At 66.2% G+C, this 25,340-nt stretch carries 24 protein-coding genes and 2 pseudogenes; 16 read left to right on the top strand and 10 right to left on the bottom strand.

Annotated features, from left to right (window positions below; all coding sequences use genetic code 11):
* From folB to ACETMP_RS12505, 4 genes are all read right to left on the bottom strand, one after another.
* Nucleotides 1-369 carry a dihydroneopterin aldolase gene (folB, locus tag ACETMP_RS12520; protein ID WP_375161164.1) on the bottom strand — a complete coding sequence of 123 codons (369 nt, stop codon included), beginning with the start codon at nt 367-369 and terminating at the stop codon, nt 1-3.
* Nucleotides 366-1,226 (bottom strand): dihydropteroate synthase, encoded by an 861-nt coding sequence (gene folP, locus ACETMP_RS12515; RefSeq protein WP_375161163.1) that lies wholly within the window; start codon nt 1,224-1,226, stop codon nt 366-368. Before folP ends, folB begins: the two co-directional genes overlap by 4 nt.
* A gap of 160 nt (nt 1,227-1,386) precedes the next feature.
* Complete coding sequence (locus ACETMP_RS12510; RefSeq protein WP_097662917.1) at nt 1,387-1,794, bottom strand: DUF4332 domain-containing protein; 408 nt, start codon at nt 1,792-1,794, stop codon at nt 1,387-1,389.
* A 26-nt stretch (nt 1,795-1,820) separates the two neighbouring features.
* Complete coding sequence (locus ACETMP_RS12505; protein WP_375161162.1) at nt 1,821-2,186, bottom strand: DUF2267 domain-containing protein; 366 nt, start codon at nt 2,184-2,186, stop codon at nt 1,821-1,823.
* Between the two features lie 350 nt (nt 2,187-2,536).
* Between ACETMP_RS12505 and ACETMP_RS12500 the strand changes: the two genes are divergently transcribed.
* Together ACETMP_RS12500 and ACETMP_RS12495 are read left to right on the top strand one after the other, a co-directional pair.
* Complete coding sequence (locus ACETMP_RS12500) at nt 2,537-4,156, top strand: helicase HerA-like domain-containing protein (RefSeq protein ID WP_375161161.1); 1,620 nt, start codon at nt 2,537-2,539, stop codon at nt 4,154-4,156.
* Between the two features lie 116 nt (nt 4,157-4,272).
* Entirely contained in the window at nt 4,273-5,667 is a 1,395-nt protein-coding gene (locus ACETMP_RS12495) for a M20/M25/M40 family metallo-hydrolase (RefSeq protein WP_375161160.1), read from the top strand.
* A 303-nt stretch (nt 5,668-5,970) separates the two neighbouring features.
* On the opposite strand, the gene ACETMP_RS12490 is transcribed toward ACETMP_RS12495, so the two are convergent.
* Nucleotides 5,971-6,750, bottom strand: coding sequence for a class II aldolase/adducin family protein (locus ACETMP_RS12490; protein ID WP_375161159.1), 780 nt, complete (start codon nt 6,748-6,750; stop codon nt 5,971-5,973).
* Nucleotides 6,751-6,974: 224 nt separating this feature from the next.
* Complete coding sequence (locus ACETMP_RS12485) at nt 6,975-8,624, bottom strand: glycosyltransferase family 39 protein (RefSeq protein ID WP_375161158.1); 1,650 nt, start codon at nt 8,622-8,624, stop codon at nt 6,975-6,977.
* 310 nt (nt 8,625-8,934) lie between these two features.
* On the opposite strand from ACETMP_RS12485, the pseudogene ACETMP_RS12480 reads away from it, so the two are divergent.
* Both ACETMP_RS12480 and ACETMP_RS12475 read left to right on the top strand, forming a co-directional pair.
* A pseudogene (locus ACETMP_RS12480) lies at nt 8,935-9,800 on the top strand (DUF308 domain-containing protein).
* A gap of 137 nt (nt 9,801-9,937) precedes the next feature.
* Nucleotides 9,938-10,357, top strand: coding sequence for a MucR family transcriptional regulator (locus ACETMP_RS12475; RefSeq protein ID WP_028135388.1), 420 nt, complete (start codon nt 9,938-9,940; stop codon nt 10,355-10,357).
* A gap of 114 nt (nt 10,358-10,471) precedes the next feature.
* Here the strand turns inward: ACETMP_RS12475 and ACETMP_RS12470 are convergent, their stop codons facing one another.
* Both ACETMP_RS12470 and ACETMP_RS12465 read right to left on the bottom strand, forming a co-directional pair.
* Nucleotides 10,472-10,900 (bottom strand): SufE family protein, encoded by a 429-nt coding sequence (locus ACETMP_RS12470; RefSeq protein ID WP_028135389.1) that lies wholly within the window; start codon nt 10,898-10,900, stop codon nt 10,472-10,474.
* Nucleotides 10,901-10,967: 67 nt separating this feature from the next.
* Entirely contained in the window at nt 10,968-11,411 is a 444-nt protein-coding gene (locus tag ACETMP_RS12465; protein WP_375161157.1) for a DUF5330 domain-containing protein, read from the bottom strand.
* Nucleotides 11,412-11,821: 410 nt separating this feature from the next.
* On the opposite strand from ACETMP_RS12465, the gene ACETMP_RS12460 reads away from it, so the two are divergent.
* The 4 genes from ACETMP_RS12460 to ACETMP_RS12445 all read left to right on the top strand — a co-directional run bounded on the left by ACETMP_RS12460 (nt 11,822) and on the right by ACETMP_RS12445 (nt 15,173).
* Nucleotides 11,822-13,702 (top strand): PAS domain-containing sensor histidine kinase, encoded by a 1,881-nt coding sequence (locus ACETMP_RS12460; RefSeq protein ID WP_375161156.1) that lies wholly within the window; start codon nt 11,822-11,824, stop codon nt 13,700-13,702.
* Nucleotides 13,695-14,414 (top strand): peptidoglycan-binding protein, encoded by a 720-nt coding sequence (locus tag ACETMP_RS12455; protein ID WP_375161155.1) that lies wholly within the window; start codon nt 13,695-13,697, stop codon nt 14,412-14,414. The genes ACETMP_RS12460 and ACETMP_RS12455 overlap by 8 nt, the downstream gene beginning before the upstream one ends.
* Nucleotides 14,415-14,559: 145 nt before the next feature.
* Nucleotides 14,560-14,775: a hypothetical protein gene (locus ACETMP_RS12450; protein WP_257177517.1), complete on the top strand. Its 216-nt coding sequence runs from the start codon at nt 14,560-14,562 to the stop codon at nt 14,773-14,775.
* Nucleotides 14,776-14,828: 53 nt separating this feature from the next.
* Complete coding sequence (locus ACETMP_RS12445) at nt 14,829-15,173, top strand: DUF1491 family protein (RefSeq protein ID WP_375161154.1); 345 nt, start codon at nt 14,829-14,831, stop codon at nt 15,171-15,173.
* 149 nt (nt 15,174-15,322) lie between these two features.
* On the opposite strand, the gene ACETMP_RS12440 is transcribed toward ACETMP_RS12445, so the two are convergent.
* On the bottom strand, nt 15,323-16,300 hold the full coding sequence (locus tag ACETMP_RS12440; protein WP_375161153.1) for a DUF2336 domain-containing protein: 978 nt from the start codon (nt 16,298-16,300) through the stop codon (nt 15,323-15,325).
* Nucleotides 16,301-16,554: 254 nt separating this feature from the next.
* Between ACETMP_RS12440 and ACETMP_RS12435 the strand changes: the two genes are divergently transcribed.
* The 5 genes from ACETMP_RS12435 (at nt 16,555) to ACETMP_RS12415 (ending at nt 22,533) form a co-directional block, all read left to right on the top strand.
* A complete protein-coding gene (locus tag ACETMP_RS12435) occupies nt 16,555-16,743 on the top strand; it encodes a hypothetical protein (protein ID WP_028135396.1) in 189 nt (62 codons plus the stop codon).
* Nucleotides 16,744-16,759: 16 nt separating this feature from the next.
* Nucleotides 16,760-17,521, top strand: coding sequence for a hypothetical protein (locus tag ACETMP_RS12430; RefSeq protein WP_375161152.1), 762 nt, complete (start codon nt 16,760-16,762; stop codon nt 17,519-17,521).
* Nucleotides 17,522-17,693: 172 nt separating this feature from the next.
* Entirely contained in the window at nt 17,694-21,098 is a 3,405-nt protein-coding gene (locus ACETMP_RS12425) for a CHAT domain-containing protein (RefSeq protein ID WP_375161151.1), read from the top strand.
* A 30-nt stretch (nt 21,099-21,128) separates the two neighbouring features.
* Nucleotides 21,129-21,572, top strand: coding sequence for a hypothetical protein (locus ACETMP_RS12420; protein WP_375161150.1), 444 nt, complete (start codon nt 21,129-21,131; stop codon nt 21,570-21,572).
* A 196-nt stretch (nt 21,573-21,768) separates the two neighbouring features.
* Nucleotides 21,769-22,533 carry a hypothetical protein gene (locus ACETMP_RS12415; RefSeq protein WP_375161149.1) on the top strand — a complete coding sequence of 255 codons (765 nt, stop codon included), beginning with the start codon at nt 21,769-21,771 and terminating at the stop codon, nt 22,531-22,533.
* Between the two features lie 8 nt (nt 22,534-22,541).
* Here the strand turns inward: ACETMP_RS12415 and ACETMP_RS12410 are convergent, their stop codons facing one another.
* Nucleotides 22,542-23,381, bottom strand: coding sequence for a LysR family transcriptional regulator (locus ACETMP_RS12410; RefSeq protein ID WP_375161148.1), 840 nt, complete (start codon nt 23,379-23,381; stop codon nt 22,542-22,544).
* Nucleotides 23,382-23,475: 94 nt separating this feature from the next.
* On the opposite strand from ACETMP_RS12410, the gene ACETMP_RS12405 reads away from it, so the two are divergent.
* The 3 genes and pseudogenes from ACETMP_RS12405 (at nt 23,476) to ACETMP_RS12395 (ending at nt 25,321) form a co-directional block, all read left to right on the top strand.
* On the top strand, nt 23,476-24,303 hold the full coding sequence (locus ACETMP_RS12405) for an MBL fold metallo-hydrolase (RefSeq protein WP_375161147.1): 828 nt from the start codon (nt 23,476-23,478) through the stop codon (nt 24,301-24,303).
* Nucleotides 24,304-24,448: 145 nt separating this feature from the next.
* Nucleotides 24,449-24,824 (top strand): annotated as a pseudogene (locus tag ACETMP_RS12400) (hypothetical protein).
* 104 nt (nt 24,825-24,928) lie between these two features.
* Nucleotides 24,929-25,321, top strand: coding sequence for a FixH family protein (locus tag ACETMP_RS12395; protein WP_028135402.1), 393 nt, complete (start codon nt 24,929-24,931; stop codon nt 25,319-25,321).
* The last annotated feature ends 19 nt before the right edge of the window (nt 25,322-25,340 follow it).

The following is a 25,340-nucleotide window of genomic DNA, read 5'->3' as shown; positions in this document are numbered from 1 at the left end:
TCACGGATGCCGCGAGCGGGTCAGCACGATGCCGACGTCGTCGAAGATCGCGGCGATCGGCGCATGCGGCTTGTGCACGGTGACCTTCACGGCGCGGATGCGCGGGAAGTGCGACAGGATGGCGTCGGCGACCGCGCCCGCCGCGCGCTCCAACAGCTTGTAACTGGTGTCCTTGAACGCCGCCGTCGTCGTCGCCACGACCTCGGCGTAGGACACCGTATCGGCGAGCCGGTCGCTGCGCGAAGGCTCCGACAGGTCGGTATAGAGTTCGAGATCGATGACGAAGCGCTGGCCGACCTCGGTCTCGTGATCCATCACGCCGTGGCGGGCGTGGATCGACAGGCCGGTGACGAAGATCGTGTCGGTCATTGCTTGCCCTCGATTGCGTTCGCCACCCGCAGCGCCTGCAGGGTCTCGGCGACGTCATGGGTGCGGATGATCCTGGCGCCGCGCTGCGCGGCGATCAGATGCGCGGCGATCGAGCCGGCGAGCCGCTCCTTCGGCTCGGACGGCGATACCGAGGCGATGAAGCGCTTGCGCGAGGCGCCGACCAGGATTGGCAGGCCGAACATCGCGAAATCGTGCAGGCGCGCCAGCGCGGTCATGCTCTGCTCGGCGGTCTTGCCGAAGCCGATGCCGGGATCGAGCACGATCCTGTCGCGCGCGATGCCGGCCTTTGCGGCGATGTCGAGCGAGTGCAGGAAGAACGTCTTCATGTCCGTGATGATGTCGATGGCGGGATCGACGTCGTCGCGGTTGTGCATGACGATGACGGGCACGCCTCTTGCGGCTACCAGCGGGGCCATGGCGGCGTCGCGCTGCAGGCCCCAGACGTCGTTGACGACCGCCACGCCTTGGTCGAGCGCATGGGCCACCACCTCCGCCTTCATGCTGTCGATGGAGACCGGCACGCCGAGAGCGACGACCCCAGCCAGCACCGGCTTCAGCCGGGCAAGCTCGTCGTCCGCGCTGACGGGCTTGGCGCCCTTGTAGGGCCGGGTGGACTCGGCGCCGATATCGATGATGTCGACGCCAGCCTCGATCATCGCCCGCGCCCGCGCGAGCGCCAGCTCCGGCGTGATGAACTCGCCGCCGTCGGAGAAGGAGTCCGGGGTGACGTTGAGCACGCCCATCACCGCCGGGATCGGCCGTTCCAGCAGCGTCCGCAGCACATTCGGCCCGGCCGAGCCGGCCGGCGGGACGGATGGGGAGGGCGAGGCATTCATGGCGCCCGCTTTAGCGGGCGCGGAGGGGGAGTCAAGTCGCGGATAGGGGGTCGGTGTGGGCGGGCGGCGTCGATAATTGGGCATTCTCGCGCATCACCCCGGCTGTCGCCCCGGCGAACACCGAGGAAGCCGCGCAAGAGTCCGTTCGCGAAAGACCGTCCTAATACGTGATCTTCGGCTGCAGTTTCTTCGCCTTGGCGATGATGTCGCCGACCGACTTCTCGGAGGGCAGGATTCGCAGCAGCTTCTTCTTCTCGTTGGCGTCGCGCATGCTCTGGGCGAGCCTTGCCGGATTCCTGTAGGCGAGCTCGCGCACGGTGGTGACGCCGGCGGCGCGGACCAGACCGACCTTGGCCCGGCCCATGCCGGGGATGCGCATGTAGTCGGACACGTTGGCCCATTCCAGCAGCAGCTGCTCGCTGATGCCGGTCTTGGCGGAAAGCGCCTTGCGGCCCTTCACCGTGCCGGCAGCCTCGAGCAGCGCGTCGGTGGTGCGGATGCCCTGCGCCTTCAGCTTGTTGGCGGCAAAGACCGACAGGCCCTCAATCTCGGAGATCGGATATGTCATGATACTCGATATGAAATGCCGAAGCTTCAGGCGAACTGGCTGAGGCCCGGCGTCCCCGCAACGATCTTGCCCATCTGATCCGCTCCGATTTTGTCTCGACCGTAGCGGAAAAGTTCACGGGCGACGTTTTGAATATCGGACATGCCGAGCCCCAGGCCCATCAGGCGCGTGCCGACCGCCATCAGGCCGCCCCCCATCAGCCGCGACAGTCCGCCGCCGCTGCTGGATGCCGCGATCGCGGCTTCCGCTCCGGGAATCTGATCGATCAGGGCCTGCACGCTATCGGGAGGACCCTCGCTGCGGAGGAAGCCCAGGATGATGCCGACGGTCTTTTCAGCGACAGCACTATCTATGCTGGCGTTTGTCGCCAGCCGCCCGATCAGTTCGTCCATAAGGTCCGCCCCTCAGCCGGTTGCATGCCGGAGTATTTGTTTCGAGCATGATCTTGAGCCGGTGTGATGTGAAATTCAAGCGATGAACGCGGGCGTCGGAGCGATTCATCTTCCAAGGCGCGAAAAGTGTTGCAGCGGTGCAAGAGAGGGGATGGAATCGGCGAAAAATTGCCGCGTTGCGAACGGCTCGCTCCTACTTTCGGCTGATGTCGTCCGTCTGTTTCCGGCGATGTCGCATGCTTCGAGCGCGTTGAATGGTTTTAATCGGCGCGCGACATGCGTTAAACTACGGAACTGGTGCATTCGAATTTCGATACGCGAAACCCGGCAAGAAGAGATCAGAGAGAAGAATGACCGCACAGGACAGCAAGCTCGGCGATACCGACGACAAGATCTTCGTCGGCAAGGGAGACGAGCAGGCCTGGCTGACGCTGGCGCTCGCCAATCGCCACGGCCTCGTCACCGGTGCAACCGGAACTGGCAAGACCGTGACGCTCCAGGTGATGGCGGAAGGATTTGCGCGCGCCGGTGTTCCGGTCTTCGCCGCCGACATCAAGGGCGATCTCTCCGGCATCTCAGAGGTCGGCGTGCCCGCGGACTTCATCCTCAAGCGCGCCTCCGCAATGGGGCTCAATTTCCAGCCCGACCAGTTCTCGACGGTGTTCTGGGACGTGTTCGGCGAGCAGGGCCATCCGGTGCGCGCGACCGTCACCGAGATGGGGCCGCTTCTGCTCGCGCGCATGCTCGATCTGAACGACGTGCAGGAAGGCGTGCTCAACGTCGCCTTCCGCGTCGCCGACGACGCCGGACTGACCCTCGTCGATATGAAGGATCTGCGCGCGCTGCTCGACGCCATCGTGCCCAATGGCGGGAAGAAAGCGGCGGACGCAGAGGAGGATCCGCTCGCCCTCATCCGCAAGGCCGCGCAGGGGTTCGGCAACGTCACCAAGGCCACCGTCGGCACCATCCAGCGCCAGCTCCTGGTGCTGGAGAACCAGGGCGGCACCAAATTCTTCGGCGAGCCGGCGCTGGCGCTGGAGGACTTCATGAAGACCGACCGCGACGGCCGCGGCATGGTCAATATCCTGGTCGCCGACAAGCTGCTGCAGAACCCCCGGCTTTATGCGACCTTCCTGCTGTGGATGTTGTCGGAGCTGTTCGAAGAGCTGCCCGAGGCCGGCGATCTGCCCAAGCCGAAGCTGGTGTTCTTCTTCGACGAGGCGCATCTGTTGTTCAATGACGCGCCCAAGGCGCTGTTGGACAAGATCGAGCAGGTGGTCCGCCTGATCCGCTCCAAGGGCGTCGGCGTCTACTTCGTAACGCAGAACCCGATCGACGTGCCGGACCGTGTGCTCGGACAGCTGGGTAACCGGGTGCAGCACGCGCTGCGCGCCTTCACCCCGCGCGACCAGAAGGCGGTCGCGGCTGCGGCCCAGACCTTCCGGCCCAACCCGAAGCTCGACACGGCCAAGGTGATCACGGAGCTCGGCAAGGGCGAGGCGCTGGTGTCCTTCCTCGAGGGCAATGGCACGCCCGCCATGGTCGAGCGGGTGATGATCCGTCCGCCGTCGGCCCGCATCGGATCGATCACGCCCGACGAGCGCAAGGCGATCATGGCTGCAAGCCCGGTGAAGGGCAAATACGACACCGCCGTCGACGAAGAATCCGCTTACGAGATGATCCAGAAGCGCATTGCCGGCACGGCGGCGACGGCCGACAGCCCGGCTGGCGGGAGCGGCGGCATTCTCGGCCAGATCGGCTCGATCGTCGGCACCGTGTTCGGCACCAACGTCAAGCGCGGCCGGCTGTCGACCGGCCAGGTCATCGCGCGCGACGTGACGCGATCGGTCACCAACCAGGTGATCGGCGGGATGGCGGCCAATATCGGCAAATCGCTCGGTGGCCAGCTCGGCGGCTCGATCGGCCGCACGCTGGTCCGCGGCGCGCTCGGCGGATTGCTGCGGCGCTAAAGCGCATCCTTCCGAGGCGCGCCTTCGGCGGGGTTGCGATGCCGTGACGTGGCTGGCACCGCCGCGGCGGCAGCGCTAAAAGCGCATCTCGACACCCGGCAATCAGGAACACGATCATGGCCAATGCGCAGCTTCAATCCGTGCTCGACCACATCGACAAGGACTTCGACAACAGCCTGGAGCGTCTGTTCGCGCTCCTCCGGATCAAGTCGATCTCCGCGGATCCGGCCTTTGCCGGGGATTGCAAAGCGGCGGCGGACCATCTCGCCAAGGACATTGCGAGCCTCGGTGTCGCCACCGAGGTGAGGCCGACTGCGGGCCATCCCGCCATCGTCGGCAAGACCGGAGCCGGCGGGCGGCCGCATGTGATCTTTTACGGCCATTATGACGTGCAGCCGGTCGACCCGCTCGATCTCTGGCACCGCCCGCCGTTCGAGCCCGTGGTGACCGACCACGCCGACGGCCGCAAGATCATCGTCGCGCGCGGCGCCGAGGACGACAAGGGCCAGGTGATGACCTTCGTGGAAGCCTGCCGCGCCTGGAAAAAGGTGACGGGCTCGCTGCCGATCGACGTCACCTTCCTGATCGAGGGCGAGGAGGAGGTCGGCTCGAAGAATTTCGTGCCCTTCATCGAGGCCAACAAGGACGAGTTCAAGGCCGACTACGTGCTGGTCTGCGACACCGGCATGTGGGACCGCAACACGCCGGCGATCACGACCTCGCTGCGCGGCCTGCTCTATGAAGAGCTGAAGATCACCGCCGCCAATCGCGACCTGCATTCCGGCGTGTTCGGCGGCAGCGCGATGAACCCGATCCGGGTGCTCACGAAAATCCTGGGCGGCCTGTTCGACGACGACAACCGCATCACCATTCCCGGCTTCTATGACGGGGTGAAGGATCTGCCGCCCGACATCCTCGCGCAATGGAAGAAGCTCAACCTGACGCCCGAGATGTTCCTGAAGCCGATCGGCCTGTCGATCCCTGCCGGCGAGAAGGGGCGCCTGCTGATCGAGCAGGCCTCGTCGCGCCCGACCTGCGACGTCAACGGCATCTGGGGCGGCTATATCGGCGAGGGCTCCAAGACGGTGATCCCCTCGCATGCCTCGGCCAAGGTCTCGTTCCGCCTGGTCGAAGGGCAGGACCCGCAAAAGATCCGCAAAGCCTTCCGCGATTACGTCACCGCACGGCTCCCGGGCGACTGCAAGGTCGAGTTCGGCGACCATTCCGCCGCGCCCGCCGTCGCCCTCGACTGGAACATGAAGCCGCTCGCCGCCGCCAGCAAGGCGCTCACGGACGAGTGGGGCAAGGAGACCGTGCTGATGGGCTCCGGCGCCTCGATCCCGATCGTCGCCGACTTCAAGCGCACGCTTGGCCTCGATTCACTGCTGGTCGGCTTCGGCCTCGACGACGACAACATCCACTCCCCGAACGAGAAGTACGACCTGCGCAGCTTCCAGAAAGGCATCCGCTCCTGGGCCCGCATCCTGGCGGCGCTGGCGGAGGTGAAATAGGCGCGGGTGCAGTAGGGTGGGCAAAGGCGCAAAGCGCCGTGCCCACCATCTCTCAATTATACGAAAGAACGTGGGCACGCTCCGCTTTGCCCACCCTACAAGACCTGCCTCGTCATTGCGAGTGAAGCGAAGCAATCCAGAAATCTCTCCGCGGAAACAGTGTGGATTGCTTCGTCGTTTTGCTCCTCGCAATGACGGCGGAGTGCGTGCCAAACAAAAACGCCGCCCGGAATTGGGCGGCGTTTCATTCCAGAACGTGCAGAGGTAGTTCGACGAAAAGACTACCTCAAATTCGTGAAAATCTCAAGACCGGTAGCCCGGCAGCTCGCGGTCGAGCTTGCGCAGCAGCGGCGGCCACACCAGGTTGGTGGCGCGCAGCTCGGCGCGGTCGCGGTTGGCGAGCAGCTCGGTGTTCTTCTCGATCGCAATCTCCTCGACCGGATAGACGGGGGTGCCGAGCGCGCGGGTGCGCACCTGCATCGAGCAGGCGCGCTCGAGGTGGTACATGCGCTCGAAGGCGGAGGCGACCGAGCGGCCGACCGTCAGGGTGCCGTGATTGCGCAGCAGCATGTGATTGTGGTCGCCGAGATCCTTCTGCAGCCGCGGCCGCTCGTCGTGGTCCAGTGCGATGCCTTCGTAGTCGTGATAGGCGAGGTCGTGGGTGACGAGCTGAGCGGTCTGGTTCAGCGGCAACAGGCCTTCTGCGCTGCTCGACACCGCGGTGCCGTCGAGCGTGTGGAGATGCAGCACGCAGATCGCGTCCTCGCGGACCTCGTGGATCGCCGAATGAATGGTGAAGCCCGCCGGGTTGATGCTGTATTCGCTCTCGGAGAGCTGGTTGCCGTGCAGATCGACCTTGACGAGGCTCGACGCCGTGATCTCCTCGAACATCAGTCCGTAGGGGTTGATGAGGAAGTGATGCTCGGGGCCGGGCACGCGCGCGGAGATGTGGGTGTCGACCAGATCGTCCCAGCCGTACAGCGCGACCAGGCGATAGCAGGCGGCGAGATTGACCCGTTGCTGCCACTCGGCCTCCGTCATATCAGACGGCACTTCCTTCAGGCGCGCTTCCGCTGGCGACATGGCTGATCTCTCCGAACATCGTTGTTGCGGGGAGGGAGCGTAGACGCGGGAGAGACCGGCAGCAAGGCGCGTCGGAAGCGCGGCAGTTCAGCGTAGCCCGCATGGAGCCAACGGGTCGGCGCGAAGCGCCGCCCGATGACAGGCTCCGCGGAATGCGGGGCCGCTCGCGCGACACGATAGGTCCCCGGATTGCGCTTCGCTCCATCCGTGCGACGGGGAGATGACTACGGCGCCGGGATCGACAGCAGGCTGGAGATGCTGCGGCCGCGGATGTCGTAGACACGGGCGAACACCACGTCGTCGCGCTTGATCTCGACCATCACCGGCGCGGTCAGGCCCTTGCAGTAGAACTCGCTGAGCGTCATGGCGAAATCGGCCGCGCTGGAATCCCAGCCGATGGTGAAGTCGGGGCCGAGGGCGACCTGCGCCGGGCGCTGCGGACCGCACACCGCGACCTTCCATTTGCGGTTCGCAGGCGGCACTTCCTGGCGCTCGACCATCTGCTCGCGCAATCCGTCGGAGGCCTGCTTCAGCGCGAGACCCCAATAGTCCAGCATGAAGCGGCTGTCGGCGCCGCGCACGGTGCCGGCGATGTGGTTGAAGTGCGTGTATTGATAGGGATGCAGCCGGATCATCTCGCCGAGCGGCAACGCGAGGCCGAAGCAGAAGGTGGCGAGCACGACCGGCTGCCAGGTGCGGTGATTGGCGCGCAGGCGCTCCATCGCCCGTGCGAAAGCGACGCCGCCGAGCACCGCCATCGGCGGAACCACGAACACGAAATGGCGGATGCCGTTGTACAGCGCCGGCCGCTTCACCATCGCGATCGCAAGCGGCAGGGTCGCAGCCAGCGTCAGCATCAGCATGATGGTCTTGCGCCGCGCCGGCACTTCGCCTCGCGCCAGCATGGCGAAGGTGCTGAACACCGCCCCGGCCATCAACACCAGCATCACCTCGGGCAGCTGGAGCGCGAACAGCGTCGGTAGATAGGACCACGGCATGTCCGGCACCGACACGATCGCGCCGTCGAACATCTCCTTCCACGGCTTCTCGAAGAAGTGCGAGAAGTAGGTCAGCGCCCGGAAGGGATTGCCGGGTTCCATGATCGACCACGGCCAGAGCAGGCCCATCAAGAGATAGCCGAACGCGAGGCCGGGCAGCAGCACATAAACGACATGGGCGAAGCGGCGCGCCGACTCGCGCAGGCCTTCGCTGCGCAGTTCCTCCAGGAACAGCGGGATGAAGCCGAGCATGGCGTAGACCAGGGCGAGCCCGCCGAGAACGCGGCAGCCGAGCGCAAGACCGGCGCCGAGCCCGACGATCAGGATCGTGCGCGGCGAGGGCTGCGGATACTCGTCGGCGAGCCGGACAAGGCCCAGCATCAGGATGATCATGGCCACCGCGAAGGGCGCGTCCTTCGGGTTCATGAACATGTGGCCGTAGAAGATCGGGCACAAAGCGAGCAGCAGGAGCGAGGCAAGCCCGGCGAGCGGGCCGCCGATGCGGCGGCCGAGCCGCCATGTCACCGCGAGCCCGATCACGCCGACGATGGCGCCGACCAAGCGTCGCGTCTCGAACAATTCGAGCGGAATGATCTTGTGCAGGAGGGCCGCGACCATGTCGAAGCCGCCGCCATACATGTAGAGATTGGCGAAGGAGAGCGCCGCATTGTCCTTGAAGCCGGAACCGAACATGCGCAGCAGCAGGTCGGCATATTCAGCGTGGGTGTAATCGTCCCAGCCGAGGCCGTAGTCGCGGAAGGTCAAGCCTGCAATGACAGCGACCACGGCCAGCACCAGCATGGCGAGATCGTCGCAGGTCCGTTCGACCGAGCGCCGTTGAGGCGTGTCGATCGCCGAAGTCGTGATGGATGTCATGGCTATCGGCGCCCCGGAATCCCCTCTTGGCCCTGCTGGTGCGCGCGGGCCTCAACCCCGGTCTCCCTATAGCGCAGTTCCATTACCAAGTAATTGGGCATTATGGCTAAATTCCTGATGCGCCGCAGCAATTCCCGATTTCAGAGCCGTCCAGCAGTAGCGAGCCCTGTCTGAAGGGAATGTGAATAAGTCCCTGATTTCCTTCCCATTAGGAACGCGGGCTACAATTGGCCGTTGGCGCGGACCGGCGTATGACGATATCGTGGCGTGACGGGTCGCGTGTGGATGTGTGCGGCCGGGGGTGAGTTCGATGACCTTGGCATTGTTGATCGCGGGGATTTTCGCCGTCGTGGCGGGCCTCCTTTCGATCCTGTTTGGCTTCTCCGTCAGGGAGTTCAGCCTCGGCAGTCCCCTCATAATCGCGGGAACGATCGCCGTCTGCTCCGGACTGTTACTGGCCGGCCTCTATCTCGTGGTCACGGAGCTGCGGGGGATCGCTCGCCGGCTGGCCGGTGCGCCCTCCGAGGTGCGGGTCAGGCCCGTGCTGCCGGGCCTCGCCGCATCAGGCGCCGTTGCGCCCGAGGCGATCGCTGCCTCGGCGGCACGGACCGAGTCGGCACCACCGCCGACACCGCCCGCAGGCCCGCCGCCGTGGCAGAGCGAAGCCGCCGCGCGCGAGCGTCCGCGTCCCGAGACACCGCCGGAGCCGGAAGCTCCGACGCCGCCTGCGGCTCCGGAAGCGCCGCGCCGGCGCAACCTGTTGTTCGCCTCGACCTCGCGCAAGGAGCGCGAGCGCGCGGAGGCGAAGACGACCGAGGGCGCGCCGCCGCCTCACGAAGCGCCCGCCGCGCCCGCGGCGCAGGACGCTCCGCCGGCCAGCTTCGACGACGCCTGGCCGAGGCCGGAGCGCATGCGCCCGCCGGAGCCACAGGCCGGCTCGCGCCGGCCGCCGCCGCGCCCGCCTTCCGCGGAAGCCGCTCCCCGCCGCCGCCCGCACCTGAGCCGGCGGCCGCCGCGCCCGAGCAGCCGCCCGTGACCGTGCTCAAGTCCGGAATCGTCGACGGCATGGCCTATTCGCTCTATTCCGACGGCTCGATCGAAGCGCAGATGCCGGAGGGCATGATGCGCTTTGCCTCCATCGACGAGCTCCGTTCCCATCTCGACCAGCGCGGCTGAGGCGGTCGCGTAGAGGCGGGCGCCGCCATTGTTGTGGCCTTGTCGGTCGTCGACTTGTTTCGGTCGAACGGCTTGTTGACAGGGAATGGTCCGGCGTCGTCTATCCCGTAAGGCGCAAGGTGGAGAGAGGCGGGCCGATGTCGGACGCTGGGGCGAAGAATTTCATCGAGCTGACGGCGAGCATCGTGTCGGCCTATCTCAGCAACAATCCGACGCCGGCTGCGGAGATTCCGAACCTGATCAGCCAGGTGCATGGCGCCCTGGTGCGGGTGTCGTCCGGCCGCACCGAGACCGCGCCACTCGAACCGGCCAAGCCGGCGGTCTCGCTGAAGAAGTCGGTCGCGCCCGATTATCTGGTCTGCCTGGAAGACGGCAAGCGCTTCAAATCGCTGAAGCGCCACCTGCGCACCCAGTACAACATGACGCCGGAGCAATACCGCGAGAAATGGGGTCTGCCGGCCGACTATCCCATGGTCGCGCCGAACTATGCGGTGGCGCGCTCGCAGCTCGCCAAGCAGATGGGCCTGGGACAGCAGCAGCGGAAGAAGGGGAAGTAGCGCGGCTCACTGCTCTCGTAGGGTGGATTAGCGCAGCGTAACCCACCACGTCTGCTTCTGCGGATAGAGAAGCGGTGGGTTACGGCTTTGCCGAACCCACCCTACGAAGCTTCTTCACGTCGCTTCGGCGAGCGCTTCTCTCGCGTCGGTCTTGATGCGCTCGACCATCGAGCGCAGGCCGTTGGAGCGCTGCGGCGTCAGATGATCGCGAAAGCCGAACTCGTCGAACACGGCGATGGCGTCGGTGTCCAGAATCTGCTGCGGCGTGCGGCCCGAATAGAGCGAGAGCACGATCGCGACCAGCCCGCGCACGATATGCGCGTCGCTGTCGCCGCGATACCTCAGGATCGGCGCGCCATGGCTGCGGTCGACCAGCTTCTGCAGCCAGACCTGGCTAACGCAGCCGTTCACCTTGTTCTCGGCGGAGTGCTCGGCCTCCGGCATCGGTTCCAGGGTCCGTCCCAGCTCGATGACGTACCGGTAGCGGTCGTCCCACTCGTCCAGAAGCTCGAAATTGTCCCTGATTTCGTCGATCGTCGTCATGCTGGCCCATGTTCCCGCTTCCTGCCAATATAGGGATGCGAGGCGCCGAAATCGATAGGGTTTGGCGCTAATTCGCCGGCTGGGGGCCGCGCCATTCCAGCGCGAGGTCGTCCTGGCTCAGGGTGTCGCGCGGCGCTTCGCTCGAGACGGCATCGCCTTCGCCGGCCATCGCGATAGAGCCGGTATGGTCGGGCGCCTTCTTGTCGGTCTTGTCGATCTTCTCGTTCTTGTCGTGGCCGATCTGCTCTTTCTTGTCGTTGATGATCTGGTAGATCTTGCGCGCGCCGTCCTGGGCGCGCTGGCCGATGATGGTCGCGGCCTGGCCGCCGACCTCGCAGGCCGCCGGCTGGCGCTTGCAGAACTGGGTCATGTCGGAGACGGCCGCGGTCGCAGCCTGAACCGCGTCGGCAGCGCCGATCTGCGGCAGCTTGTCCGATTCGGGCGTCTTGTCCCGTGGCAGGAGCACCAGCACCAGCCCGAGCCAGAATGTGATGCGGAGCAGAAAACGCATCTTGTCGACCTGTATGGTAGATCCCGTCCGCGGCGATGGTCCGCGCGCGTTCCGACCTAGCAACTCTCGATAAATCGCAAGTCATTGCCTTGAGCTTAATTCGGGGAAAATTGGCGCAAAATTCTTCGGGATCGACGGCGTCGTAAATTTTCGATTGACGCCGCGGCCCGTGATTCTGCCGGCAGGCATATCCACCAATTCGAAACCATCAGCGGGAAGATGAAACCCTGTGTTCACCATCCGCAGCGAAGACGTCGTCAAATCGTCTAAAAAGCCCCGCGATGTTCCGGCGTCCGGTCGCGCGTCCCGCCGCCTTAGCACTCGTTTAAGGTCGCTCTGACACGGTGGCTCAACGACAAGGAGGCGTTCCGGCGCGTCTTCTACGACGATTGAGCCGAAGCGCGAGACCCGTGACAGTTTTGAGTATCATCCGCGATTGTCTCGATGCACTGCTGCATCCCTCCGCGCGTTCCGATGCGCTGATGCGTGCGCGCCATCGTGCCTTCATGGCGCCGCGGCTGCTCGGCAGCCTGGGCGCCTTCGCCGCATTCCCGGTCTATCTCGCCATGCGGGGCGCGCCGAGCGCGGTCGAGGTCGCCGCTTTCGCATGGCTGATCGCGCCGATTTTGTTGTCCTGGTTCCTGTCGCGCACCGGACGCTATGAAGGCGCGCATGTGCTGTCGTCGCTGGCGCTCGCCGGCCTGATCATGGCGGTCGCGGGCAGCACGGGCGGTATCGAATCGTTCGCCGCGGTCTGGCTGGTCGTGGTTCCGCTCGAAGCCGCGCTGTCGGCCTCGCGCCGTGTCGCCGCCTTCGCCTCATTGCTCGCGCTGTCCTGTGCGGGCCTCCTGATCCTGCTCGGTCAGCTCGGCTGGCTGCCGTCCGCAGACATCAGCGCCGCGGAACGCGGCGTGCTGATGGCCTGCGGCGTCGTCTCGGCGACGCTCTATGCCGCGGGCCTTGCCTTCGGCGCGGAATCGCTGGCACGCACCAGCGTGGCGCTGCTCTCGCGCGAAGAGGAGCGCTATCGCCTGCTCGCCCGCAACATGAGCGATGTGATCTCGCGGCATCAGCGCAACGGCGCGGTGCAGTTCATCTCGCCGGCGGCGGAGGCCATGCTCGGCCTGCCGGTGGCGCAATTGCTCGGTCACGGCCTGTTCGACCGCGTCCATGTCGCCGATCGCCCGGCCTATCTCACCGCGTTGTCCGATGCCGCGCGCGGCGAGGTGCGCAGCGTCGAGTTCCGGCTGCGGCGCGAGGCTGATGGTTCGGAGCGCGGTCAGATCGATTTTCTCTGGGTCCAGATGCGCTGCCGCCCGCTCGACCAGGATATGGGCCACAATTCGGATAGGGACGTCACGCGTGAGGCCGAGGTCGTCGCGGTGATGCGCGACGTCACCGACCACAAGCTGTCCGAGCAGGCGCTCGAGCAGGCGCGCAGCGCCGCCGAAACGGCTGATGCCGCCAAGACGCGCTTCCTCGCCACCATGAGTCACGAGCTGCGGACGCCGCTGAACGCCATCATCGGATTCTCGGAGATGATCGCGCAGGAGCAGACCCTGATGCTGGGCGCGGCCCAGCGCCGGGAATATGCCCAGCTCATCAACGATTCCGGCCAGCATCTCTTGTCGGTCGTCAACGGCATCCTGGACATGTCGAAGATGGAATCGGGCAATTTCGAGATCGCGTCCGAGCCGTTCGCGCCGCGCGCCTCGCTCTTGCATTGCTGCAATCTGTTGGCGCTGAAGGCGCGGGAAAACGGCATCGACCTCATTACCGACGCGCCGCACGACCTGCCTGTCATGACCGGCGATCCCAGGGCCTTCAAGCAGATCGTGCTCAATCTCGTTGCCAACGCCATCAAGTTCACCGAGCGCGGCGGTCAGGTTTCCGTCTCCGCCGCGGTGACCGGCTCGCAGCTGATGCTGCGCGTCAGCGACACCGGCGTCGGCATCGCGCCCGACGATCTCCAGCGCATCGGCGCGCCGTTCTTCCAGGCGGGCAAGACCTATCAGCGCCGTCACGAAGGCACCGGTCTTGGACTTTCGATCGTGAAGAGCCTCGTGGCGTTGCATCTCGGCGAATTGACGGTACAAAGCAGGTTGGGAGAGGGCACCGCCGTCACCGTCAGGCTGCCGCTCGTCTACACGCCGCCGCAAGTTAGGCCGGCCGAGAGCAAGATCGCGACGCTGACGCCGGTGCTGCGCCAGGAACTTCAAGGTCAGGAGCGTCAAGACCAAGCTCACGACCAGTCTCAGGACCAACCCGCTCTGGTGAAGAAAAGTGCCTAAGAAGTCTGCCAAGGACGAAGCCGCTCCGCGCCGCCGCGGTGCCAAGGCCGCGACGGTCGATGTCGAGACCGAGCGCAACCTCGTGATGCGCGTGCTGCTGCACAGCCCCAAGGACACGCTGGCCGGTCTCGTCGCCGTCGCCGCGGTCGGCGCGATCGTTGCCAATGCGCTGTTCCTGCAGACCGGTCGGCACCCGGCGCCGATGTTCGGTACCGTGATCAATCTGCCCGCGCCGTCATCGATGCAGCTGTCGAATCCCCTGCCGCGTCCGCGCCCCGTCGGCGCCGATAGCTCGCCGCTCGAGCCGCGCGCGACCGAGTTCCGCGCCGAGCCCAAGCCTGCCGAGCCCAAGCCTGCCGAGCGCGCCGCCGAGAAGGCGCCGGAGAGGCCCGTCGAGGCGACCGCATCGACGCGCGCGAACGATCCCATGACCAACCTGGTCAAGCAGACGACCTCGACCCCGCCGTCCGCCATGCGCCCGCCGGCCCCGATTCCCGCGCCGCAGAGCCCGGCGGCACGGCGTGTCGCCGGGGTGCAGCGCGCGCTGTCCGAATACGGCTACGGCAATCTGAAGATCACGGGCACGATGAACGGCGAGACCCAGTCCGCGATCCAGAAGTTCGAGCGCGAGCACAAGATGCAGGTCACCGGCCAGCTCTCCGATCGGCTGCTGCGCGAGCTCGGTGCCGCGATCGGCCATCCCGTCGAATAAGCGCATTCCCGCTGTCATTGACGCCGATCAACGTGCGGCATCGCCACGAGGCTGCGTCCCGCCGGCGCGATTTGCTTGGGATCAATGACAGCCGCCAGCCTTTGCGATCATGATCGCCCGTCTTCAACGAGGAAGAGAGGGTGCCATGTTCAAGGTCTCCGTTCTGGTCTGGATCATGCTGGGTACGGTGCTGGCGGGCGTCAGCCTGATCGTCGTGCTGATGGTGCCGAGCTTCGCCGCCGATTCCATCAGAAACATCCCCTACGCGGTCGCCGTCGGCTTTGCGCTTGCAATGCCGCTGTCATATCTCGTCGCGCGCCAGATCAATGGCGGGCAGGGGCAAGGCATCGGCAAGGCGTGACAATCGGACGCTGACACTGGCGGCGCGCGTCACGCCGGCCTATCGTTCGACTCATGCGTTTGAAATCCAACATATGGGTCGCCGCCTATCTGCGCCGGTGCCAGACCGAAGGCGTGTTCGGCGCGGTACGCCGGCGCGGTGCCGAGGAGGCGGGAGCGGTGTTCGTGAAGGTGTCGCTGCTCAATGGCCATGCGATGCTGTACGTGCCGGCCCCGCAGACCTCCTACGACGACGGCCGCCCCGTCGATCGCTTCTTCGTGCCGGTGGCGCCGCAACCTCTGCCGGAGCACACCATCGAGGAGCGGCTGACCAGGGAAATTCGCTTCGATCCGGACGCCTGGATCGTCGAGACCGAGGATCGCGCCGGACGGCACTTTCTGGAGCTGGCGAAAACGTAACTGCTGCCTCACCGTCATTGCGAGCGCAGCGAAGCAATCCAGAAATGTTTCCGCGGCGGCAGTCTGGATTGCTTCGTCGCAAGAGCTCCTCGCAATGACGAGTTCGAGTGTGCAGTGCACCCCTCCCGCGTCACGGCCTGGGAAGGCGACTACCGCTCCGACGACCCGCCGCTGCCCTTCCGCACCGCCGGCATCGCACCCGGCTGCACGCCCGGCCGCGTCTGGCTCGCGCCGGCGCGGGCGCGCTGGCGTTCGCCGTCGTGCAGTGACGGCTGGTACTTGGCGCGGGTGACGGCGAGCGTGGAGCCGCGCCAGGCCGCCAGCATCACCAGCGCCGAGCGGTCGCTGAGGCGGTCGTAGAGCCGCGCCAGCCGGTATACCTCATTCACGGAATTGCCGATCTCCGGCTTGAAGAACAGCAGGATGCGCTGGAAGTTCGGGCTCGGCATGTCGAGCGCGCGCGCCGCGACCGCGAGGGCTTCGCCGCCGGCATCGTCGACGATCTGGGCTGCGACGCGCGAGGGCAGGATCAGGCTGTCGCCGAGCTCCAGGGCGAAGCTCTCGACGTCGCCCGCGATGGCCGCCATCTCCAGGATCTGAATCGCGCGCTTGGCACGCACGGTCGGGATCCGCAGTGCGGCCTTCAGCGGGGTCTGCTCCAGATTGTGCAGGATCAGCGCGCGCTCGGATGGGCCGGCGCCGAAGAACATGTCGTGGATCTCGGCAGCGTCCTTCGGCTGCATTGCCATGCTGGCGGCCATGCGCCGTTCGGCGTCGCTCGGCGTGCGGGCTGGGGTGGGAGGCGGCGCGGGCGCCGGGATCTCGCGGGCGAGCGGAACCCTGCGACCCTCCTGGGCCGCGACCAGCCCGAGCTTCTGCAGCACCGGCACGGGCGTCAGCGGATAGATCGCGAGCTTGGCCTTGACGGCCGCGCGCGTCGCATCGTCGACCTGGTCGATCAGCCGCGTCGCAAGCTCGGTAAATTGACGCTGCTCGTCCTCGCTGTGGACGCGGGTCTGGACATAGAGGTCGGTCAGCACGCGCAGCAGCGTCGGCCGAACATCGACGCCTTCGCGGCGGGAGAGGGACATCAGCCCGTCGAATCCGGGAAACAGCGACTTGGTCATGGAGAGATACGCGACCTGGAAAATATACTGGTCGCCAGCCTAGCGCAGGCTCCTTTAAAGGCTCGTTAAGGAAAACGAGGCGTGAAGGAAGCCGCTCGCTTCGGAGCGATCTCGTGCCCGAACGGGACACAGCGCCCGGCCCGTGCGGCTACGGTCGGACGGCCGCGTTTACACCCCGTTAACCATGAGCTGATCTTAATGAATTGCATGTTGCACGGGCGCGTTCGGTCGCGCGGCAATTGAAGAGAGCTGACATGGGGACCATCATTGAATTTCCGGCCGGTCGCCGGGTGGGCTCGTCGGGCGATGTCGCTCCGCGCGCGGACATGGGAACGATCCTGATCCTTCCCGCCATCCGGATCGAGCGCGAGGCGGATGAAACCAGCGGCGACCGCGGCCCAGAGCAGGGCACAGCGCCGGGGCGTCGTCGTCGCCGTCGCTGACATCCGGCTTCAGGCAATGCCGGACACCATCCGCCAGATCCGGCCGGTCAGATCGGCCGTCCTGCTCGCACTGCTTGCCGCCACGCTCGGCGCCTGCAGCGGCGGCGATTTCGGCCGCACCCGCGAGAGCATGCGCAGCGACGACATGCATCGCTGGCTGGGCGCGGAGGTCACGTCCAGCGTCGGCCTGAAGCCTTCGCAATTCCAGCTCACCGACGAGGAGCGCCAGCTGCGCGACCTCGCCTATCCCATGATCGAGCCGCCGCTGTCGCGCCCGGCATGGAAGAGCGTGTTCGGCGACTACAAGGCGTTGCCCTCGCCCTGGCGGCAGAAGGTCGTGTTCGACCGCACCATGTACGGACGCACGCTGATCGACGAGCCGCACCGCTCGCACTCCTCGCGCTACGCGCTGCTGATCGAGGACGTGCGCAACGACATCACCCGCTTCGAGCCGTTCTTCGCCTCCGCGATCCGCGTCATCGACCTCGACAGGAAACGCGATGCCAGCATGGCCCGTGTCTCCGCGCTTTCGCCGCGGGAGAGGGACGATGCGGTCGCGCGCATGCAGGAGAACTCGCTGATCGTGCAGTGGGTGCAGCAATGCCTGGAGCAGCGTGTCTCGTCCTACCGCTGGGCGCTGGAGCGCCTGGTGATCCAGGCCCCCGACGGCATGGCCGCCGATGCCGACCGCCTGATCGGCGAGCTCGCCGCCCAGACCGCCAACCCGCCGGTCCAGGCGCAACCGCCCTACGGCCGCGCGGTCGTCTCCAAGGGCTGAGCGCGCGGGCCGGCCGCCCGTCGACGCGGCGATCGTGCGATGCGGCATACCGGGGCTGTTGAAGCCCTGTTGAGCGCGTTCGGGAACCGCATTGATAGTGCTTGTCCTTCCCGGCCGGCCGGATAGGATTGTCCCGTTTCTTCAAAGTCATTTTACCCGAAGGTCCTTCGAGATGAGCTTAGACGCCGCGCGTCCTTTCAAGAGCCGTCTGGATGTTTCCCCCCGCCACCTGCTGGCACTTGCCATTCTGCTCGGATCGGCCGGCTCCGCCGCCGCGTTGACCAAGGAGGCGGCGCTGGAGAATTGCCGCATGAGCGTCGGCAAGCCGATCGTGCAGGCCTGCATGCGCGCAGGCGGAGGCGCCAATCTCGAAGCCTGCCGCGCCAAGGCATCGCCTCAGGTCAGGGCCTGTGCGATGGCGGCGCTGAATGCCGCCAATGGCCGCGCCAACGTCGCGGTCGAGCTTCCCAAGGAAGCGGCACCCAAGCTTGACGCCAGCACTGCACTTCCGAAGGACTTCGTCGCGCCGCCGCGCAGCATCGCCGACATCACGGCGATTCTCGACGGCGACAAGCCAGACGAGAAGATGATCGCCGAATTGAAGTCGGAGGCCGATGCCATACCCACCGGCAAGGAATCCCGTCAGGACCTCGCTCAGCTGTACTTCGATCGCGCCAACGCGCGCGCGCAGCTCGGCCGGCTCGCCGAGGCGATGGCTGATGCCGACAAGGCCGTGGAAGTCGGGCGGGGCGCGGTCGGCCCGCACTTGCTGGGGCGGATGTTGCAGCTCCAGTCCCTGCAGCATTCGCTTGCCGGCGATCCGAAGCGGGCGCTCGAGATCATGCAAAGGCTCTTGCGCGAATCGGCCAGCATGCCGGGTGCCAAGGGAATGCAGTTCGTGACGAACCGCGGGATTGCTGCTGTTCTCGTCCAGATGGGCGATCTCTCGCAGGCCGAGGCCTATCTTCGCCGCAGCCAGACCGCGATCCAGGAGGCCCGCACCAGCGGTCATCCCAATTGGCGAGCGGTCTATTCGAAATTCGGCCAGAGCTGGGAGGGCGAGCTGGAGCTCACGCGCGCCGTGATCTTCGAGGCGCGCGGACAATTCGCTGACGCCGAGGCCGCCTATCGCAATGCGGAGCTGCGCAAGCGTGCCAGCACCAAGGTCATCATGGCCTCCGATAATGCGCCGGCGGAGACCATTCTGCTGCAGGCGATCGATGGCACCGTGCTGAGTCAGGCGCGTATGAAGGCAAAGCAGGGCAGGCTCGCCGAGGCCGAGGTGGACGCGCGCCGCGCGCTGCTGTCGCGACTGAAGGATACCGGCAAGTACAACTCGGTCACGCCGCGCTTCGTGATGGGGCTGGCGGGCATTCTGGTCGACCAGGGCCGCTACGAAGAGGCCGAGAAGCTCGGCCGCGTCGCGCTCGAGATCAACAAGACCGTGGGCGTGCCGGAGGACTCGCAGGCGACGGTGCAATTGCTATCGCAGCTCGCCGGCATTCTGACGCTTCGGCGCCAGAACGCCGAAGCGAGCGAGATGTTTGCCCGGATCGACAAAGCGGTCGCCGGCTGGGATCCGCAGCGCCGCCTGGTGTTCGAGCTCAATCCGTCTCGGATCCTGTCGCTCTATGGTTCCGGGCAGTTGGACGCCGGCATTGCCGCCGCCGAGCAGCTCGTGAAGAAGCAGATCGCCCGGGCCGGAGAGAATCATTTCGACACCGCCTCGGCGCGCGGCACGTTGGCGGTCGGACTGATGCGCGCCCGCCGCGACGCCGAAGCCATCCGCGAGTTCAAGGCCGCCATCCCGGTCATGATGGCGAGCGCCAACGAAAACGCTGACGACGAGAACACCACGGTGGTCGCCGCGCGCAGCCAGCGGCTGCAGACCATCGTCGAGAGCTATTTGATGCTGCTCGCGAGGGCCGAAGGGACCGGCAAGGATGTCGGCGAGGAGACGTTCAGCCTCGCCGACGCGATCCGCGGCCGTTCGGTCCAGCAGGCGCTGGCAGCCTCGAGTGCGCGCGCGGCGGCCAAGGATCCCGCGCTCGCCGACCTCGTGCGCAAGGAGCAGGATCTGACCAAGCAGGTCAACGCCCAGCTCGGCACGCTCAACAATGTGCTGGCCCTCCCTTCGGCAGAACGGGACGAGAAGGGCGTTGGGCAGATCCAGGCCTCGATCGCGGCGTTGCGCGGGCAGCGCGACAAGGCGCGCCTGGAGATCAAGCAGAAGTTCCCGATTTATGCCGATCTCGTCTCGCCCAAGCCGCCGAGCGTCGCCGAGATCCGCGCGACGCTGGCCGATGACGAGGCGATGCTGTCGTTCTATTTCGGCCAGAATGGCAGCTTCGTCTGGGCGGTGCCGAAGTCGGGACCGGTGGCGTTCGCCGCCGTGCCCGCCAAGATCGGTGACATCGAGAGCAAGATCCGCAAGCTGCGCGAAGCCCTCGAGCCGCAGGCGGCGATGATCTCGGACATTCCGCCCTTCGACCTCGCGCTCGGCTACGAGCTCTACGGGCTGCTGCTCAAGCCGGTTGAGAGCGGCTGGAAGCCGGCCAGGAACCTTATCGTCGTCACCAATGGCGCGCTCGGCCTGCTGCCGCTGTCCTTGTTGCCCACGGCACCGGCGCAGGTGGCTGCCGAGGAGGACCCGCTCTTCGTCGGCTATCGCAACGTGCCGTGGCTGGCGCGAACCCATGCCGTGTCGACGGTGCCGTCCGCGGCGGCGTTGCGCACGCTCCGGCAATTGCCGCCGGGCAAGCCCGGCCGCGGCGACCTCATCGCCTTCGGCGATCCCTATTTCAACAGTGATCAGCAGGCCGAGGCGGAGGGCGCCGGGGAGAAGATCCAGGTCGCCGATGCCGGCGGCAATGTCACGCGCGGTGGCCCGCTGAAGCGGCGCAACAGTCCGAAGCTGGACGGCGTCGACAGCGCCGAGCTCGGTTTGCTGCCCCGGCTTCCCGATACCGCGGACGAGCTGAAATCGATCGCGCTGGCGCTGCAGGCCGATCCCTCGAAGGTGCTGTTCCTCGGCAAGGACGCCACCGAGAGCACGGTGAAGACCATGAATCTCTCCGGCTTCAGGATCCTGGCCTTTGCTACCCACGGTCTCGTCCCCGGCGAGCTGAACGGGCTGGCGCAGCCGGCGCTCGCCTTGTCCTCGCCGGCGGTGACGGGCGAGGGCGGCGATGGCCTTCTGACCATGGAGGAAATCCTCGGCCTCAAGCTCGATGCGGATTGGGTGATCCTGTCGGCCTGCAACACCGGCGCGGGCGCTGGCGCGGGAGCCGAGGCGGCGTCCGGACTCGGGCGCGCGTTCTTCTACGCCGGAACGCGTGCGCTGCTGGTGACGAACTGGTCGGTGCATTCGCAATCGGCGCGGCAATTGGTGACAGATCTGTTCAAGCGGCAGGCCGACGATCCCAAGCTGTCGCGCAGCGAGGCGCTGCGCCAGGCGGCGATGGCCCTCGTCGATGGCCCCGGCTATCTCGGCAGCGACGGCAAGACCGAGTTTGCCTATGCGCATCCGCTGTTCTGGGCGCCGTACACGATCATCGGCGATGGCGGCGTGCGGTGACGGCAAGGTGAGGGAAGGGGTGAACGGACCATGAAGCGGAATGTCTTGTTGGGGGTAATGGCGGCAGCTTTGTTGCTTTCGACACCTGCGCGCGCCACGCAATTGATCACTGAGGAGGAAGCCAAGCTGCCGCCGCCGAAGGGAGCGGTCGCAGCCGACCGTCGTGGCATCCTGCGCGGTCCGAAGGTCGAATTCATCTCGCCCGGCGGTTCCGTCAGCTCACCGATGCCGCTGGTGTTGAAGTTCGAGTCGTTCGGCGGGGCAAAGATCGATCCGGAGTCGGTCAAGATGATCTTCCTCCGGACGCCGAACGTGGACCTCACCCCGCGCGTCAAGCCGTTCGTGAAGGCGGACGGCATCAACATGCAGGACGCGGAGCTGCCCCCCGGCGAATACACCATGCGGGTCGACATCAAGGACAGCGACGGCCGTTCGGGCACGACCGTCTTCACGCTGAAGGTCGCACCCAAGTGAGCTGCCCTTATTGCTGCGCCGAAACTGCGGAGGGTGCTCTGGTTTGCGGCGACTGCGGGCGCGACATCGCCGTTCCCGCGACGCTGATGGCGGAGCGTGACGATCTCCTGCGCAAGCGCCAGGAGCTGCGCGACGAGCTGAAACGGGCCAGAGACGAGGCCGAGGCCTTCATGAGGCGGAGGCATTCGCGTTAGCGATGGAATGTCCGTTCTGCGCCGAGACGATCAAGGACGAGGCCATTGCGTGCAAGCACTGCTCGCGCGACCTGCGCGTGGTGCGGCCGACCCTGCTCGAGATCGAAGAGATCGTCGCCGATCTGGACAGGCTCAGGCGCGATCTCGACCGCGTCAATGTCCGGCTCGAACGGTACAAGAACCCGCTGCGCTATTTCACGACGCATGCGGTTCTCTACGTCGCGATACCGTCCCTTCTTCTGGTGATCGCGCATGTGCTCGTGACCATCACCTTCAACGTGTCGCCGATCCCGCTTCGGATCGCCTCGATCGTCATACCGCTGCTGTTCGGATTCGTGGCCTACCCGCTGCACCGGGTTTCGACCTTGACGGCCCTGGTGCTGGCGTTCCTGGCAGCAGCCGTCAGCGTCCTGTCGATGCTGACGGTCACGGGAATTCACGATCACGTCCCGATCCTGCCGGAAGCCTGGATCGAATGGCGCGAAGTGTTCGAATATGGCGCCAGCATCCTGCTCGCCTTCGTCTCCGGAAACATCCTCAGCGTCGTGATCTTCCAGGTGCTGCCGCGCGTGCTGACCCAGGGCGGCAAGCCGAACGCGTTCGCCTTCCGCGTGGCGCGCCTGCTCGGGCAGCACGTCGGCGAGGAGCAACTGCGCCGACGCGCCCGCCTGATCCAGGACCTGATGCAGACCATCGGCCCGCTGGCCGGCGTCGCCGCGACCGCCGTCGGCTCCATCTATGCCGGCTTGAAGGGCCTGCTGGGATAGTCCAGCCGCTAACCCCGGCGCGCGGTCCGGGCCGGCCTCTGCTTCTGTAGCTTCCCGACGAACTCCTTCAGCGCATCCGCCAACGGCACCGAAGCGCGGTAGGCGAGGCCCACCTCGCGCTTGATCTTGGCCTCGATCTCGCGCACGGCGATGTCGGGATTGCCGCGCGCTACGCCTTCCGGGACGATGGCGACGCCGATGCCGGCTGCGACCAGCGCGATGGCCCACTCCTCCGACTGCGCGATTGCCGCGGTCTGGCGCCGCTGCGCCGTGCGGCCGAAGAACGCGCTTTGCTCGCAATGGCAGCGGTCGATCAGCGGTACGCCGGCGAGATCGGCGGTGCGAAGCCTGTCCTTCAGCGTCAGCGGATGCGACGGCGGCAGCGCGGCGACGTAACGCTCGCTCCACAGCGCGACGAAATGCTCGTCCTGGCGCAGCATGCTCTTGGAGATGATCCTCGCATCGGCGCGCTCGTCGCTGCCGACGAGCCGGAGCGAAACGTCGCTGCGCGCCGTCAGTGGCTTCAGGAGCGCGATGGTCCGGGGCACGTCGAGCGTGCGCATCAGGCCCAGCGTGACATTGGTCTTCGTGCTCGGCTTCCTGAACAGGCCGCGCGCCGCGTCGGTCTCGTCGATGATGCGGCGGGCCAGCGTGTGAAACTGCTCGGCCGAGGCGGTCGGCGCCACGCCCTGCTTGTGCCGGATGAACAGCGTGGTGCCGAGCTCGGCTTCCAGATTGGTGATCGCGGTCGAGATCGAGGGCTGCGACACGAAGCAGACCCGCGCGGCGGCGGTCAGATTGCGTTCGCGGTAGACGGCGGCGAAGTAGCGGAGCTCGCGAATATCCATAGGATCAGCCTAGAGATAATATCAATATCTAATATTTTACCTATGGATTGAACGATGACAAGAACCTCCTGCTCACAACCGGCGGGAACACGCGATGAAGATCCATCATCTCAACACCGGCACGATGTGCCCGATCGGCCGCCGCCTGGTGAACGGCAGCGGCGGCTTGTTCCAGCGCGCCCGCCTGGTCTGCCACTGCCTGCTGATGGAGACGAATGACGGCCTCGCCCTGGTCGACACCGGTATCGGCCTCGATGACATCGCGGCGCCCGCGCGGCTGGGACGGCGGTGGGTGCGGCAGACCGCGCCAAGGCTCGATCCGGCGGAGACGGCGGCCGAGCAGGTTAAGTTGCTCGGCTTTTCACCGAAGGACGTGCGCCACGTGCTGCTGACGCATCTCGACCGCGATCACGCCGGCGGGGTGCCCGACTTTCCCCACGCCGCGATCCACGTCCATCGCGCCGAATACGACATGGCGGTGCTGCGCAAACCTGAACCGCCCGAGGGGCGCTATGTCGCGGGGCAATGGGGCCACGGACCGCGCTGGACATTCTATGGCGAAGCCGGCGAGGAGTGGTTCGGCTTCAAGGGCGTGCGCGCGCTCGGCGACAAGGAGGCGGACATCCTGATGATCCCGCTCGCCGGCCATACGCTCGGGCATTGCGGCATCGCAGTGCGCTCAGGCGACAGATGGCTGCTGCATGCCGGCGACAGCTATTTTCACCACGCTCAGCTCGACGCATCACCGCGCGTGCCCTTGATGCTCGGTTTTTTCCAGCGCCGCGGCGACATGGACCGCAACATGCGGATCGCCAACCAGGCCCGGCTGCGCGCTCTGAAGCAAAAACACGGCGATCGCGTGACAATCGTCAACAGCCACGATCCCGCCGACTACGAGCGCTGCCGCTGCGGAGCGCATTAGCGGCTGCAGCACCGCGGAAGCCCCTTGCCGAACCGGACAGCCGGCCCCTGGTCACGAATGCTTGATCCGGATCAACAAGCGCCACCGGCTTCGGGATATGTTAGAAAAGAGGGCGTTGCAGCCCCGAAAGGCAAGTCGAACATCGATGCGGTTCGTCCGTACCATCCTGGCATTCGCGATCGCCATATCCCTGGCGATGCTGCCGGCTGGCGCGTCCGCATCCGGCCTTGCCACGTCTCCTGCCATGTCGTCGGATATGCAGATGGCCATGCCGATGGGCGACGACGCCGAGATGGCGATGGACGATTGCTGCCCCGACATGACGGGAACGCCTGCCCAGACCGTCGGCTACAAATGCGGGATGGGCTTCTGCTGCGTCGGCGGGCTGGTTGCGCTCGATGACGTCAGGCCGGTCGCCTTCGCGTATTTCGCCGTTGCGGCGAGCACGATCGCCATCCCTGAGGATCAGGTCGTCTCCGTCCGCGGCGGCAGTCCTCCCCTTCCGGCCTCCTCGAATCTGATCTCGCCAAGCCCAAGGACGCGAGCGGCATTGCCTGCACGCGTCGACGATTGACGTGCGCGCTTCCTGCGCCACGGCGAAAGATCAGATCATGAGGACAGGACAATGCTTGCCAAATTCAGCACGGCGGCGCTCGCCGCCACCCTTTCGCTTGCCGCTTCCGCCGCCATGGCGGGCGCCGGCGACTATGCCTTCGAGCCCGTCAACGCGCAGATGAAGAAGGGCGACGACGTCACGCTCTCGGTTCGCCTGACCAACAAGCAGACCGGCAAGCCCGTGGCGGACGCCGTCATCTTCAAGACCCGCGTCGACATGGCTCCGGACGGGATGGCGGAGATGGTCTCCGATGTCGCGCCGCTGCCCTCGAAGGAGCCGGGTGTCTACGCGTTCAAGACCGACCTGCCGATGGCCGGCCGTTACCAGGTCACGCTGTCGGCCAAGGTGCAGGGCGAGCCCGAGACGGTCACCGGCAAGGTGATCGTCACGGCGACCAAGTGAGCGTGCGGACGCCGTCCGC

Origin of the sequence: Bradyrhizobium dasycarpum (assembly GCF_042019905.1) — a bacterium.
In the GTDB taxonomy this organism is placed as follows: Bacteria; Pseudomonadota; Alphaproteobacteria; order Rhizobiales; family Xanthobacteraceae; genus Bradyrhizobium; species Bradyrhizobium japonicum_B.
This window is presented reverse-complemented; position numbering and strand designations above follow the sequence as displayed.

What these genes read in the sequence shown, in the direction of transcription:
- ACETMP_RS12405 (WP_375161147.1), top strand. Translation starts at nt 23,476, where the DNA reads ATGAAGATCCATCATCTCAACACCGGCACGATGTGCCCGATCGGCCGC.
- ACETMP_RS12395 (WP_028135402.1), top strand. Translation starts at nt 24,929, where the DNA reads ATGCTTGCCAAATTCAGCACGGCGGCGCTCGCCGCCACCCTTTCGCTT.
- folB (WP_375161164.1), bottom strand. Translation starts at nt 369, where the DNA reads ATGACCGACACGATCTTCGTCACCGGCCTGTCGATCCACGCCCGCCAC.
- ACETMP_RS12505 (WP_375161162.1), bottom strand. Translation starts at nt 2,186, where the DNA reads ATGGACGAACTGATCGGGCGGCTGGCGACAAACGCCAGCATAGATAGT.
- ACETMP_RS12415 (WP_375161149.1), top strand. Translation starts at nt 21,769, where the DNA reads ATGGAATGTCCGTTCTGCGCCGAGACGATCAAGGACGAGGCCATTGCG.
- ACETMP_RS12510 (WP_097662917.1), bottom strand. Translation starts at nt 1,794, where the DNA reads ATGACATATCCGATCTCCGAGATTGAGGGCCTGTCGGTCTTTGCCGCC.
- ACETMP_RS12470 (WP_028135389.1), bottom strand. Translation starts at nt 10,900, where the DNA reads ATGACGACGATCGACGAAATCAGGGACAATTTCGAGCTTCTGGACGAG.
- folP (WP_375161163.1), bottom strand. Translation starts at nt 1,226, where the DNA reads ATGAATGCCTCGCCCTCCCCATCCGTCCCGCCGGCCGGCTCGGCCGGG.
- ACETMP_RS12465 (WP_375161157.1), bottom strand. Translation starts at nt 11,411, where the DNA reads ATGCGTTTTCTGCTCCGCATCACATTCTGGCTCGGGCTGGTGCTGGTG.
- ACETMP_RS12425 (WP_375161151.1), top strand. Translation starts at nt 17,694, where the DNA reads ATGAGCTTAGACGCCGCGCGTCCTTTCAAGAGCCGTCTGGATGTTTCC.
- ACETMP_RS12435 (WP_028135396.1), top strand. Translation starts at nt 16,555, where the DNA reads ATGGGGACCATCATTGAATTTCCGGCCGGTCGCCGGGTGGGCTCGTCG.
- ACETMP_RS12490 (WP_375161159.1), bottom strand. Translation starts at nt 6,750, where the DNA reads ATGTCGCCAGCGGAAGCGCGCCTGAAGGAAGTGCCGTCTGATATGACG.
- ACETMP_RS12410 (WP_375161148.1), bottom strand. Translation starts at nt 23,381, where the DNA reads ATGGATATTCGCGAGCTCCGCTACTTCGCCGCCGTCTACCGCGAACGC.
- ACETMP_RS12485 (WP_375161158.1), bottom strand. Translation starts at nt 8,624, where the DNA reads ATGACATCCATCACGACTTCGGCGATCGACACGCCTCAACGGCGCTCG.
- ACETMP_RS12450 (WP_257177517.1), top strand. Translation starts at nt 14,560, where the DNA reads ATGTTCAAGGTCTCCGTTCTGGTCTGGATCATGCTGGGTACGGTGCTG.
- ACETMP_RS12440 (WP_375161153.1), bottom strand. Translation starts at nt 16,300, where the DNA reads ATGACCAAGTCGCTGTTTCCCGGATTCGACGGGCTGATGTCCCTCTCC.
- ACETMP_RS12495 (WP_375161160.1), top strand. Translation starts at nt 4,273, where the DNA reads ATGGCCAATGCGCAGCTTCAATCCGTGCTCGACCACATCGACAAGGAC.
- ACETMP_RS12420 (WP_375161150.1), top strand. Translation starts at nt 21,129, where the DNA reads ATGAAGCGGAATGTCTTGTTGGGGGTAATGGCGGCAGCTTTGTTGCTT.
- ACETMP_RS12445 (WP_375161154.1), top strand. Translation starts at nt 14,829, where the DNA reads ATGCGTTTGAAATCCAACATATGGGTCGCCGCCTATCTGCGCCGGTGC.
- ACETMP_RS12430 (WP_375161152.1), top strand. Translation starts at nt 16,760, where the DNA reads ATGCCGGACACCATCCGCCAGATCCGGCCGGTCAGATCGGCCGTCCTG.
- ACETMP_RS12500 (WP_375161161.1), top strand. Translation starts at nt 2,537, where the DNA reads ATGACCGCACAGGACAGCAAGCTCGGCGATACCGACGACAAGATCTTC.
- ACETMP_RS12475 (WP_028135388.1), top strand. Translation starts at nt 9,938, where the DNA reads ATGTCGGACGCTGGGGCGAAGAATTTCATCGAGCTGACGGCGAGCATC.